13 protein-coding genes are annotated in these 13179 nt (G+C 44.9%); 9 read left to right on the top strand and 4 right to left on the bottom strand.

Annotated features, from left to right (window positions below; translation table 11 throughout):
* Positions 1-87 precede the first annotated feature (87 nt).
* The 9 genes from ACYX4W_RS10665 to ACYX4W_RS10705 all read left to right on the top strand — a co-directional run bounded on the left by ACYX4W_RS10665 (position 88) and on the right by ACYX4W_RS10705 (position 9476).
* On the top strand, positions 88-990 hold the full coding sequence (locus ACYX4W_RS10665) for a transcriptional regulator GcvA (protein WP_474807609.1): 903 nt from the start codon (positions 88-90) through the stop codon (positions 988-990).
* Between the two features lie 70 nt (positions 991-1060).
* On the top strand, positions 1061-1711 hold the full coding sequence (locus ACYX4W_RS10670; RefSeq protein ID WP_476075465.1) for an alpha/beta family hydrolase: 651 nt from the start codon (positions 1061-1063) through the stop codon (positions 1709-1711).
* A gap of 42 nt (positions 1712-1753) precedes the next feature.
* The gene (locus ACYX4W_RS10675) at positions 1754-2266 is read left to right on the top strand and encodes a DUF423 domain-containing protein (protein WP_476073155.1); all 513 of its coding nucleotides are present in this window, start codon (positions 1754-1756) and stop codon (positions 2264-2266) included.
* Positions 2259-3356 carry a 23S rRNA (cytidine(2498)-2'-O)-methyltransferase RlmM gene (rlmM, locus tag ACYX4W_RS10680; protein ID WP_476073156.1) on the top strand — a complete coding sequence of 366 codons (1098 nt, stop codon included), beginning with the start codon at positions 2259-2261 and terminating at the stop codon, positions 3354-3356. Before ACYX4W_RS10675 ends, rlmM begins: the two co-directional genes overlap by 8 nt.
* Positions 3357-3539: 183 nt before the next feature.
* On the top strand, positions 3540-5627 hold the full coding sequence (gene fusA, locus ACYX4W_RS10685; RefSeq protein ID WP_474807604.1) for an elongation factor G: 2088 nt from the start codon (positions 3540-3542) through the stop codon (positions 5625-5627).
* Positions 5628-5932: 305 nt separating this feature from the next.
* The gene (locus ACYX4W_RS10690; protein WP_476073157.1) at positions 5933-7063 is read left to right on the top strand and encodes a hypothetical protein; all 1131 of its coding nucleotides are present in this window, start codon (positions 5933-5935) and stop codon (positions 7061-7063) included.
* Positions 7060-8133, top strand: coding sequence for a hypothetical protein (locus ACYX4W_RS10695; protein WP_476073158.1), 1074 nt, complete (start codon positions 7060-7062; stop codon positions 8131-8133). Before ACYX4W_RS10690 ends, ACYX4W_RS10695 begins: the two co-directional genes overlap by 4 nt.
* Positions 8134-8144: 11 nt before the next feature.
* Complete coding sequence (locus ACYX4W_RS10700; RefSeq protein WP_476073159.1) at positions 8145-8570, top strand: hypothetical protein; 426 nt, start codon at positions 8145-8147, stop codon at positions 8568-8570.
* A gap of 21 nt (positions 8571-8591) precedes the next feature.
* Positions 8592-9476 (top strand): peptidoglycan-binding protein, encoded by an 885-nt coding sequence (locus tag ACYX4W_RS10705; protein ID WP_476073160.1) that lies wholly within the window; start codon positions 8592-8594, stop codon positions 9474-9476.
* A gap of 207 nt (positions 9477-9683) precedes the next feature.
* Here ACYX4W_RS10705 and cynS read toward each other — a convergent pair whose 3' ends face one another.
* The 4 genes from cynS to ACYX4W_RS10725 all read right to left on the bottom strand — a co-directional run bounded on the left by cynS (position 9684) and on the right by ACYX4W_RS10725 (position 13039).
* Positions 9684-10133, bottom strand: coding sequence for a cyanase (cynS, locus tag ACYX4W_RS10710; RefSeq protein WP_476073161.1), 450 nt, complete (start codon positions 10131-10133; stop codon positions 9684-9686).
* Between the two features lie 18 nt (positions 10134-10151).
* Complete coding sequence (locus tag ACYX4W_RS10715) at positions 10152-11264, bottom strand: serine/threonine protein kinase (RefSeq protein WP_476073162.1); 1113 nt, start codon at positions 11262-11264, stop codon at positions 10152-10154.
* On the bottom strand, positions 11179-12063 hold the full coding sequence (locus tag ACYX4W_RS10720; protein WP_476073163.1) for a PP2C family serine/threonine-protein phosphatase: 885 nt from the start codon (positions 12061-12063) through the stop codon (positions 11179-11181). Before ACYX4W_RS10720 ends, ACYX4W_RS10715 begins: the two co-directional genes overlap by 86 nt.
* 127 nt (positions 12064-12190) lie before the next feature.
* A complete protein-coding gene (locus tag ACYX4W_RS10725) occupies positions 12191-13039 on the bottom strand; it encodes a formate/nitrite transporter family protein (protein ID WP_179982984.1) in 849 nt (282 codons plus the stop codon).
* Between the last annotated feature and the right edge of the window lie 140 nt (positions 13040-13179).

Below are 13179 nucleotides of genomic sequence, written 5' to 3' on the forward strand. Positions count from 1 at the left end.
AAAAATAAAACGAGTAAAAGTATGGGTTATCATTAGAAAAACTAATGAATTTGTCATGCTTCGGTCAAACTGGATTCAAAACAAACTATGCACCGACGGTTACCCCCTCTTAATGCCCTCAAATCGTTTGAAGCGGCTGCGCGCCATTTGAGCTTTACTAAGGCTGCCGATGAGCTGTTTGTTACTCAAGCAGCAGTAAGTCATCAAATAAAAGCGCTTGAAGATTTCTTATCTATGAAGCTGTTTTTAAGAAGAAATAGAACTTTGCTTCTCACCGAGGAGGGGCAGGCCTATTTCCTAGAGTTGAAAGATATCTTTAAAAACTTACAGGACGCGACAGAAAGATTGCTTGCGAAGGGAAGTAAAGGTGCCATTACAGTCGCAATGCCGCCGAGCTTTGCAAGCCAATGGTTGGTGCCCCGAATTCATAAATTTAGTTTGGCACACCCAGATATTGACGTACGCATAAAAGCAGTAGATTTCGACGAAGGTTTCTTAGAAGACGATGTGGACGTTGCCATATATTACGGCAAAGGCCGCTGGGCAGGGCTACAGGCTGATCAGCTGCACCGAGAGTTTTTAACGCCGCTATGTTCACCTATGCTTTTTCAAGGACCTAAGCCTCTTTCTAGTTTGTCTGACTTACGACACCACGTGTTGCTTCACGACTTAAGCCGTACTGCGTGGAAAAACTGGTTAAAACATGTTGGCGTTGTTGGCGTGAATGTAAATCATGGCCCGGTTTTTAGCCATTCTATGTTGGTATTGCAAGCGGCTGCGTTAGGACAAGGTATCGCGTTGGGTAATACAATATTGGCTAGGCCAGAAATTGAAGCAGGGAGACTCGTGATGCCGTTTGAAGAACGGGTAGAGAGTCGCGACGCATTTTATTTAGTGTGTGAAGAATCGCAAGCTGAATTAGGAAAGATTGCAGCGTTTAGGGACTGGATCTTAGCGCTAGTTGAAGCTGAACAAGAGGATTTGTTGTAGTATGGCGAAATTAAAAGAAAGCAACACACAAACTGATACAGAAAAGAATACAAACGAAGTTGTTTTCGATATGGAAGTGCACGCTGCCAAATCACCTGTCGCTTGCTTAATACTTGGGCATGGCGCTGGTGCAGGTAAAGAGCATGAATTCATGCAAGACATGGCAAACGAACTTGTGGCTCAAAACATATCAACGGTGCTCTTCAATTTCCCTTATATGCAAACCATTAAGGCTACGGGTAAGCGCAGACCTCCTGATAAGGCCGACAAACTCATGTCACACTTTACTGCGGTAATTGAAACCTGCAGTAAAGATAACAATGCCTTACATAACTTGCCTGTGTTCATCGGCGGGAAGTCCATGGGCGGGCGTATGGCCACCATGGTATATGAAGGTATAAGCAACGTAAAAGGCGCGATAGCGCTGGGCTATCCATTTCACCCACCGGGTAAGCCGGAGAAAACCCGCACAAAACACTTGCTAACAGCAGCGAAACCTCTGCTTATTATTCAGGGGGAAAGAGATACCTTTGGTACTAAAAATGAGATTGAAAGTGGTGAAAAGAACTACACGCTACCATCAACTATTGAGTGCGTATTTTTAGAAGACGGTGACCACAGCTTCAAACCAAGAAAGGCCAGTGGTAAAACCCAACAAGAGCATATTGTTAAAGCTGCTGAATTAACTGCGGCGTTCATAACCCGCAATCTGTCCAGTTGATAAATAAAACAACATTTGAAATGAAAGCGAACGATTAAATTAATGAGTAACGAAAAACTTAGTTTGGCTAGCCTTGCTAAACCTTATCTTGTTATTGGAGCGGCGCTTGCAGGCTTAGCGGTCGTGCTAGGCGCGTTTGGCGCACATGGTTTAAAAAGTGTATTAAGTGCACAGCAACTCAATACATTTGAAATAGGTGTGCGCTACCAAATGTATCACGCGTTAGCTTTGATACTGTTGCCTGCTCTGTCTGCTTATGTTTCATCGAAGTGGGTTAATCGCGCGGCGTTTTGTTTTGTTACCGGTACGGTATTGTTTAGCGGAAGTTTATACGCGCTCGCCATCAGCGGTATTAAATGGTTTGGCCCAGTTACCCCATTAGGCGGTCTATTCTTTATCGCTGGGTGGACTTTATTAATGATTGGTTTGCTTGTGGGGCGGTCTAAAGAGAACGAAAGCGCACAGCAAAACTTATCTGATTTAGACCGGACAAATGCTAAACACATGGCGCAAGCCGAAACAAACGATAAAAACAGAGGAGCAGGTAATGTCTAATGCTAGTATTTTAGGCTATTGCCGACCGGGGTATGAAAATGACACGGCGAATGAACTCACGTCGAAATATGGTGAAGCGCAGTGCTACGGTTACCCTGTGTCTAAGAAGAATAGTGGCTTTGTGCATTACCATTTATACGATGCTTCGCAATTAGAGCAAACCATTACCCAGTTTACTGTTCACGACAGCATCTTTCCTCGCCAGTTAGTGGCCGTTTTTACCACGTTAACTGAAGTGGAAAAAGAAGATAGAGTGGGGCAGGTACTTGAAGCACTAAAAGAAGTAGAAAAGCCGTTCTCTATATTTGGTGCTATCGACGTGGAGTACCCAGATACCGAGAATGGGAAAACCCTCGCTAAGTTTTGCCGTAAATTTACCGTACCCCTTCGCCAAGCGCTAAGAAAAGCAGGGTGGCTTACTGCAAAAGAAAATTTAGGTAAACCTAAGCTGCATATTTTCTTTGAGTCATTTGAAATTTGTCATATTGGCTATACATTACCTAGCCACGCAAGTCGTGATCATCTCGGTATCTGCCGATTGAAATTTCCAAGTGATGCGCCTAGCCGGTCTACGCTTAAACTCGAAGATGCACTTGTAAACATGCTGAGCGACACTCAGCAAACGAAAGTACTTCGAAGCGGTGGTCGTGCGGTTGACTTAGGGGCGTGCCCTGGCGGCTGGACCTATCAATTGGTGAAGCGCGGCATGTATGTGGAAGCTATCGATAATGGACTTGTAGCCGATAGTTTAATGAGTACCGGGTTGGTTGAACATCACGCAGCAGACGGGTTTACTTATCGACCACAATTTGGTCGCGTCGATCTGCTTGTCTGTGATATGATAGAACAACCCGATAGAGTAGCGAAATTGATGGGGGATTGGCTGGTCAAGCACTGGGCGACCCACGCCATTTTTAACTTAAAGCTACCTATGAAACAACGCTATGAAACTGTAGTCGAAGCCATGGCGTTGCTAAATAGCCGTTTAAATGCCTTAGATGATGCATTCGCGGTTAAGGTTAGGCATCTCTACCACGACAGAGATGAAGTTACAGTAACAATTGTTCGCACTTCAGCTGATGAGGTGTGATTTTGTTATTTTTCAAAAAAGTGTCATAACATATTAAGTTGTTGATACTTATAGAAAAGAATTGATGCTGGCGCGGATTTTGACAAGCGAATTTGAGGTTTATGCTAAAAAAGGTGTAAATCTGGTATAGAAATCCTTTATAATCCAGCCGTTTTTTTACTCTGAACCAATGAAAGTGAACTAATGTCAGACTTATCTTTATACAGAAACATTGGTATTTTCGCCCACGTAGACGCGGGTAAAACTACCACAACAGAACGTATCTTGAAGCTTACTGGTAAAATCCATAAAACTGGTGAGGTTCACGATGGTGAATCAACAACTGACTTCATGGAGCAGGAAGCTGAGCGTGGTATTACCATCCAGTCAGCGGCAACAACCTGTTTCTGGAAAGATCATCGCATGAACATCATCGATACTCCGGGACACGTTGACTTTACAGTTGAAGTATATCGTTCACTTAAAGTACTAGACGGCGGTATCGGTGTATTCTGTGGTTCTGGCGGTGTTGAGCCTCAGTCAGAAACTAACTGGCGTTATGCTAACGAATCTGGCGTTGCACGCTGTATTTTCGTTAACAAGCTAGACCGTATGGGTGCAGACTTCTACCGTGTTGTTGGCCAAGTTAAGAAAGTACTTGCTGCTAACCCACTAGTAATGACACTTCCAATCGGTATCGAAGACGAGTTTACAGGTGTTGTAAACCTTCTAGACATGAAAGCGTACATCTGGGACGACTCAGGCCTACCTGAGAACTACGAAGTAGTAGATATCCCAGAAGATATGGTTGAGAAAGCTAACGAATACCGTGAGCAACTAATCGAGACTGCAGTTGAGCAAGACGACGACCTAATGATGGCTTACATGGATGGCGAAGAGCCGTCTCTAGAAGACATCAAGCGTTGTATCCGTAAAGGTACTCGTGACCTAGCGTTCTTCCCAACTTACTGTGGTTCTGCATTTAAGAACAAAGGTATTCAGCTAGTTCTTGACGCGGTTATCGACTTCCTACCTTCTCCAACAGAAGTAGACCCTCAGCCTCTTACAGATGAAGAGACTGGTGAACCTACTGGTGAAGTAGCAACAGTATCTGTTGACGAGCCGTTCCGTGCGCTTGCGTTCAAAATTATGGACGACCGCTTCGGTGCGCTTACGTTTATCCGTATTTACTCTGGTGTACTTAACAAGGGTGACACTGTCCTAAACAGTGCTACAGGTAAAACTGAGCGTATCGGCCGTATGGTTGAGATGCACGCTGATGAGCGTACTGAACTTACTTCTGCACAAGCGGGTGACATCCTAGCTGTTGTTGGTATGAAGAACGTTCAAACTGGCCACACACTTTGTGATCCTAAGAATGCTTGTACACTAGAGCCAATGATCTTCCCTGAGCCAGTAATCTCGATTGCTGTTAAGCCAAAAGACAAAGGCGCTAACGAAAAGATGTCTATCGCTATCGGTAAACTAGTAGCAGAAGATCCATCTTTCCAAGTTGAAACTGACGAAGATTCAGGCGAAACCATCCTTAAAGGTATGGGTGAACTTCACCTTGATATCAAAGTAGACATCTTGAAGCGTACTTATGGCGTTGAGCTAGAAGTTGGTCAGCCACAGGTTGCATACCGTGAAACTATCACGCTACCTGTTGAAGACAGCTACACGCACAAAAAGCAGTCTGGTGGTTCTGGTCAGTTCGGTAAGATTGATTACCGCATCAAGCCAGGCGAAACTAACTCTGGCTTCAAGTTCACATCTACTGTTGTGGGCGGTAACGTACCTAAAGAATTCTTCCCTGCAATCGAAAAAGGTTTCGCAGGTATGATGGAAGTGGGTCCTCTAGCTGGTTACCCAGTACTAGACGTTGAAGTTGAGCTATACGACGGTGGTTTCCACGCAGTTGACTCATCAGCAATCGCGTTCGAAATTGCAGCGAAAGGTGCATTCCGTCAGTCAATGCCAAAAGCAGGTCCTCAGATTCTTGAGCCTGTGATGAAAGTTGACGTATTCAGCCCAGAAGACAACGTTGGTGACGTAATCGGTGACCTTAACCGTCGTCGTGGTATGATCAAAGACCAAGAAGCTGGCGCTACTGGCGTTCGCATCAAGGCTGACGTACCTCTATCTGAGATGTTTGGTTACATCGGTCACCTACGTACTATTACATCTGGTCGTGGTCAGTTCTCTATGGAATTCAGCCACTACTCAGCATGTCCTCAGAACGTAGCTGACAAAGTAATTGAAGAAGCGAAAGCACGTAAAGACGCTAAGTAATTAGCCTTTGCGAACGTTAGCTAGCTTGTGTTAGCTAACGCTTCAAAAAAATACAAAAAAGCCGGTCGCATGACCGGCTTTTTTTTGCATGGAAATTACGGGCACAGAAAAGGAAAGGTTATCGGTCCCTAGTGCGTGTTTGTGAAAATTGTACGCAGGATAAAAAGACGAAAGTAGAATTATTTGAAATTGTTTAAAAAGTGAACTATTCTGAACGGGTCAACATCTCTTTTAATAACGGAAAAGCGTATCTAGGTTAGTCATTAGCCTGTAGTTGATTTAAATGCTCGCCAGGGATTGGGTTTATGCATAACACGACGTCAACCAAACGCCCCGGACAAACCTTTGTCCACTTTATTATCATTGCCACCGTTGCGTGGATCATTCTCTACATCTTGTTGCATTTGGCTATCGATCCTGAAGGTCGGTTTGCTAAAAACAATATCAATGACGCTTACTACCTGACCGCTCAGGGAGAGTTTTTGTTATTTGATGCGACAACATTGACCTGGAATGTAGGCAAAACCAAAGCGACCACCATTCTTCAGCGATTAGATGAGCGCAATGTGACTATCCGGCAGTCAATGGAAAATCTTCGTATTGATGCCGCACGGTTAAGGGAGAGCTTAGACAGAGAATTAGGTGACACTAAAATTACAGGTGAGGCGCATCCCACTTATATAATTGAAATGGCTCTCAGCGCGGGAACGGATGATAACTGCAAAACGTCTGCAACAGAGTGCTATCAACCTACATGGGATGCGCCTTTGCGCAAAGTGTCAGCTTTATATTTAGAACTGCAAAATATAGAGGGACATCAAGAGTCTAATGCCGCACTTGCCCGCATAACGAGCTATTTATCTCAACTTAAGCAGCAATCAGATGCGCAATATATTGATGCTAATGCTTTACGTGGGAGTCGTGCCCAGTCATTTTTTTGGTCCAGTCCTGAAGGGAGTTCAGCTGAAATTATATTCTTCGCGGTATTCGGCGTACTGGCTAACCTTCTAGTTAACTCAGCTGAGTATTTAAGAAACAATAACTTTAAACAGAATGAGCGTTGGGTTGCTTATACCAAGTTAGTGTATGGCCCAATTATCGCGTGGATCTTAGTGACGGCAATTGCAGTAGGATGGTTAGATTTGGGGGAGTATCAAATTGGCACGTATAGTCTACCTCTACTGGCTTTTGTGCTGGGGTTTTATTCGCGAAAAACAGTTAACCTATTCAGTCGATTTGGCGACCATTTACTTGGTAAGGCCAGTGAATCCATTGAAAAGGGGCCAGCTGAAATACTGGCAAGTCGGCAGGCCTATCAGGCGCAGTTTCTCAATACACAACGTCCCCGTTCATATCAGGATCTGAAACAAACGGCATTTGATATTCAATATGAAATAGTGAAAACGGAAGTCATGGAAATGGAGGCACGCAAATGAAAATTAGCGTAATGCTTATTATGTTTTTAATAGTGTGTGGCTGTCGTTCTACAGACACTGTTCCCCGTCTTCACGAGGCGCTTAATAAAGAAGTCGATTTTTTGCACAAGCGCCATATTGAAACCATCGAAGCTTATGGTACGTCGCTGCAGCAAACCAAATCTGACGTTACTTCTATCAGTAGCGCGCTAGAGGCGTCAGATCGTGAACGTTTGTCTGCGTTAAGCCAGCGCAATCAGGCAACGCAAAATGTGTTGGTCAGCGAAGTACTTAGTCAGTATGACCAGCGCGTTTACGATGAAATTATCGCCACCTTTGATCAGACTCTCGAAGCGGTGTTTTGGCCGAACATTGTTAATAATCAAAATGCCTATCGCGATAAAGAAGAGGCATTGGGGGCGCAACTGGCTGCCCATCAGTGTCACAAAGTCAATAGTGGGTGTAGTAATATCGGCTTTGATAATTACCGCAAACTTGCCGAACAATATCGCACTTACGGCGTGCTTAGTGAGTACATTATTCATTTGGGTTACAAACAAGAAAGTGAAATCTGGCAGCGATTGTCAGAGTTAACCCACCAATTTAAGCAGTCAGCGAAAGCCCAGGCACAACAGGTGTCAATAAAGACCAATGGCAGTGAAGATTTACTACAACCTTTGAAAGGCCAATTTAAAGTAGTGACTGAGAAATTAGATTCCGGTATTGATGCGTTGCAACAAGAGCGCAATGCGATGACAGAACACTGGACGATAACGAAGCAGTCGTTAGTCCTGTTACAGCAAGAGGTTAACAAACCTGAAGTGTGGGAGCTCATTTTAGCCGGCGGAACCGAGCGTGTAAAAGACGAAGTGGCTATTTACACCAGTGCCATTCAAGAGACAGTGGGCGGTATAGCGGGGGCACCTGTTGGTAATGTCGCAGCCACCCTTTTTGATCAGACAGTAAATGGCATTGTAGATAACAGTGTCAGGTCACTGGGCAGATCGATAGAGATGCTTTTCAGTAACGCCGAAAACCAAGTACATAGCGAAGTGACTGATTTCTTGCAGTTAAACAAACTTAATCCATAGGGAAAGATGATATGCCGACTTTCAGACCGCCTAATATTGACCCCGTTTTAAGCCAAGAGGCGCAACATCTGGTAAGCACAGCAGCTGCTAAAATGGATGAGTGGTTAACCAACGCGTTTAAAAAACTTGAGGCAGACTTAGCCGACGACCTTAAAGACTTACAGGCAAAAATGCAGGCAGAGCACGCGCAGTTTATTGCAGAAGAAAGAAAGCGAAGTGAAGAGCTACTTGAACAAATAAAGCGCCTGAAAAGTGCTGGGAATAATCTTACGCCTTTAGATCCTGAACAAAAGCAAGTTATAGAACAACTGGCGCAACTTACGAACCAGGCCGAAACTGAGTTAAATGCCAGAGAACAACGATGGAAGGAGTTCGGTAATAAAACCACATCACTTGCCCTTAATGGGGTGAAAACCCTATTAAAAGGTATTATTTGAAGGGATTAAAGGCAAAATAACATGCTCAAACTTGACGATGGTTTTGCAAGAGGCCGTCCCGGCTGCAAAGCGGAAGTAATGCATTTACAGCGGTGTTTTAACAAGCTGTCTATCCACATGGCGGTGGACGGTTATTTTGGTAAAAGTACAGAATTAGCGGTGGCAGAGTTTCAACACGCACATGGTTTACCTGTGACCAAGGTAGTCGACAATGGGACCTGGCTTCGCATTGAGCAACTATTGTTTGACCAGTATGAGGCAACAGGAGCCTCAACCACACCAGATGCCCCTCAGACTGACAAAAGTGAAACAGCTTCAAGTAAGCCAACTAGCGACATTTGGACATGGTTTCGCGGTGATCTAGCTTGGTTACATGATAGAGAAGGGCACGCTGGCAAAGCATACTGGCCGGGCAGTGCATCTGGGATTACCCTCGACCCAGGCTTTGATTTGGGCTATCAAGAGCCCGAAGAATTGGAAAAGCATTATGCGTCTATGCTTAACTCTGCTCAGCTTGAGGCATGCAAAGGCGTTTTAGGATTAAAGGGGCGGGGGGCGAAAACATTTCTCAATCAATCCCTTGATCTATTGAGCATTCGCATATCGAAAAACCAAGCGCTTAAGGTGTTACCCCACATTGCAGAGCCTTATTGGGTGGCAGTGACAAAGCGCTTCCCTATCGTGAAGGATGTTAGTTGTCCTGGGGCAGTACATACTGCCTTGTTATCACTGGCGTTTAATCGTGGGCCAAACAACGATGCGCTGGAATGTTTACATGCGCCGCTTGCTCAACAGGACTGGCAAGCTTGTGCGACAGAAATTGGTAATATGCAGCAAGATCACGCGCTTGCTGGCATACGCAAGCGCAGGAAAATGGAAGCTGAATTGATTACAAAGAGCGTGTAGCAATATTTTGCGTTAACTTGGTTTACACCAAGCTATCGCCCAACCTTTGCAATCTCGTTCTTTTATAAGCTCGCTTATGCAGCACCTAGAGCCCTTTAACTTAGTTCAGCTTTTTGGCTATTGGGCCTCAAGGTCTGTTTCGCAATTGAAAGGCGTCCAGTTAGAACACAATTCGCAAACCAAAGATCAACAGGTTCTCGTTGGATGTTAATACATTTTGTAAGGTAAGAATTTACCAGACATTACAACATGGACGCGATCACCTTTAGGATCGTTTTCGCGCTGTAAATCCATAGAAAAATCAATTGCACTCATGATGCCGTCGCCAAACTCTTCATGAATTAATTCCTTTAAGGTAGTGCCATACACATTCACCAATTCATACCAGCGGTAAATTAGCGGATCGGTAGGGACTTCTGTTGGTAACGAGCCTTTGTAAGGCACAATTTGAAGCCAGGCAATCGCTTCGTCGGTAAGCTCAAGTAATTCGCCCACGGCTTCAGCTTGCTGCTTTGTCATGGCCATTTGGCCTAAACAGGCTGCAGTACTCCATTCTTTCGATTGGCCAACAACCTCAGCAATATGGCTCCATTTTATGCCTTTTAAAATCTTGGCTGACTGGATCATGTCGGTAACTTGGGTTCTCGATGTAATCATTTGCATTTCCTTAAACGTTTAGTTAAACAAAATGAGCGTAACTAGATTGCTGAAAATAAGTGCCAGTATTAGCACCTTGTACACAAAAAGAGGGTGTCGTTTTACTAACGGCTGGTACTCCGTATGTTGTGATGGATTTGGGTAGCGAAGCGAAAAGAGAAACTCAGATAGTGTTGAGAAGCGTTTGTCAGGGTTCACATGTAAAGCGCGTTTAAGGGCGCTATCAACCCAATTGGGTATAGGTCGTTTAGGGTCTAGTGCGGTTTGGTATGTTAACTTTTTCTGCTCGGCCAAGGTGCGACAGTGAGCGAGCTTTGTACGATAGGGGTAGCGACCGCACAAAAGATAGTAGGTGAGTACGGCTAAGGAGAACAGATCAGAGCGCTCTGAGCCGACATTTCCTATAAAGTACTCAGGTGCGGCAAAAAGTGCCGCGCCAGGAATAGGTGTGTCACTATAAAGGCTTGGGGCATCGGCTAAGGCTGCTGAGCCCAAGTCTATAATAGTACAGTGCCCTTGTTCGCTAATAATAATATTGTCGGGTCGTACATCCCTGTGAAGAATTCCCTGACGGTGCATCGCCTGTATACCTTTACCAACCTGCTCAATTATATTCCTAACTTGCTCTAAAGGCGGTGTAGGATTATCAATAGCCCATTGAGCTAGCGTTTGACCTTGTACATACTCACTAACGCTGTAATAAGCAGAGGGAGAGTACGGTAAACCCAAATCAGTAAACGTTGGGCTTTTAATAACATGTGACGAATTAATCCGTCTCGCAAACCAGCTTTCTATTAAGAACCCGTTTAGCATTTCCGGTGATAGGGCAAAGTCTGTAGCCGGCGTTTTTACAACCACAGGGCTGTTTGTGTGTATAGCTTCACAAGACGAATGGGTGGCAATAAAGACATGACTTCGGGCCGACGTATAAAGCTGTCGCTCTAACTTCAACCCATCAATTTCATCACCCGTTGAAAGGTTTGCAGTAGCGGGTTCTTCGCATACTTGTAAATCAGACTGCTGATTTGAGTAATTAACCACAGCATCAGATACCTCGGAATTGGTTATCAGACTGGTCGCCCAACGGCCTGTTAAGTACAGATGAATGAGGTGAAGTTGAAACGCCTTCATACGGTGGGTGTCTGTGAACGTTTAGGCCATCTGAGCTAGCTACAAGAACCTTTACGAGAAGTAAGGTGAGGTTGTCGTCGCTTCCTCTACTAAATGCCTCATGTACTACCAACGCAGCTTGGTTTTCAGGGAGTATTTCGGCCTCATTGATTTTCTTTAGAATGGTAGGTAGCGATATAAATTCATAAACCCCATCGCTACTTATCGAAAGCGTACTCGATGAGTTGAGGGTGAGTGTTGTATGCTCGATGTCTATGTTCGCTTGAACACCTAAAGCATTAGTAAGGTAACTCTGCGAAGGCTCACTTTCCGATACTTGACGATGAGGTTTTGTGAGTAAGATAGGCGATTGTGCGTTCTTAGAAAGAACTTGAATTTGGCAATCCCCCACATGAAACACATCCACGCGATTGCCCGTTACCACTGCCACTGTAAACGTGCACACATAACCTTTTTCTGGTGTATAGCAAAAGGGGCTTCTCTGCGTACGAGTATAAAGTAGCGCGTTTATTTCCTTGATAATGGTTTCAGCGCGCGTCTTAACCGACCATTGTTCCGGCGCCATGTTAAACAGTTTAACAAACTGCCTGGTAGCAAAGTCACTAGCAACTTGGCTAACCGTACTACTGCTCACACCGTCAGCGATAACAAAAACACTGCTTTGATTTGGGTTATCAGAAACATAGAAAGCGTATGCATCCTGGTTTATCGCTTTTACGCCGGCTGTAGAAAATGCACTTACACTGAGCGTGTTAGCTGGCGGATTAAATGGGGCGTTAAGCGGGGCTTGCTCATTCATGTTTTATTGCTTCTTACCTGCATATTTAATCTTGAGCCCAGTTAGTTACATCCAAGGAGAGTGGATAACGCCATCATGACTTGCCTTATAGGGACAGGGCATGATGGCTTTAAGATAAGTGCCCTAATTAAATAGGTAGTGTTTGCGAGGCAGCGGCCTTATCAACAGGGATAGTACGTTTTGGTAGCGTCTTAACATGGGTGGTGTATAGGGTTAGTCCAGTAAAGGCGAGGCCCCCAACAAGGTTTCCGAGTGCAGTTGGGATCTCGTTCCAGATGAAGTAGTCCATAACCGAGAAATCGCCGCCCATAATAAGACCAAATGGGAAAAGGAACATATTTACCACAGAGTGTTCAAAACCCATGAAAAAGAACAGCATGATGGGCATCCACATAGCCAACACCTTACCGCTTACGTGGGTTGAGATCATCGCTCCTACAACACCTAGTGACACCATCCAGTTACATAGCATGCCGCGGATGAAAATGGTGAACCAGCCGGCTGCGCCATGCTCTGCATAGCCTAACGTACGGGCTTCGCCAATACTGGCAACCTTGGTCGCAATCGCGCCGCCATCTACGTTGTATCCCATGGTAAAAATAAACGACATCATAAAGGCAACGGTTAATGCGCCGCCGAAGTTACCTAAAAAGACTAAGCCCCAGTTTCGTAATATCTGTTTTGGCGTAACCCCTGGGCGCTGGGCAAGCCATGCTAGCGGCGTTAATACAAACACGCCGGTTAAAAGGTCGAAACCCATCAGGTAAAGCATACAAAAGCCAACTGGGAACAGCACGGCCCCTAGCAGGAAAATGCCAGTTTGAACGGCTATGGTAATTGCAAAAACGGCAGCGAGTGCCAAGATTGCACCTGCCATATAAGCGCGTATTAGAGTATCTCGTGTAGACATATAAATCTTTGCTTCGCCTGCATCTACCATTTTGGTCGCAAACTCAGCGGGGAGAAGATAAGCCATGGTTTCACCTCACGTTGTCGTTATTAATAAGTTGCCAGTTGCCATCCGAAAGTTAGCTATCTACATGCGCTCTTGCAGATCAAAAAAAGGCGTCCGCAGCACTCTCGTTAGAGAGAACTGGGGACGCCTTTGTCCAAAAA

The organism is Alteromonas sp. ABH4_454 (assembly GCF_056311775.1).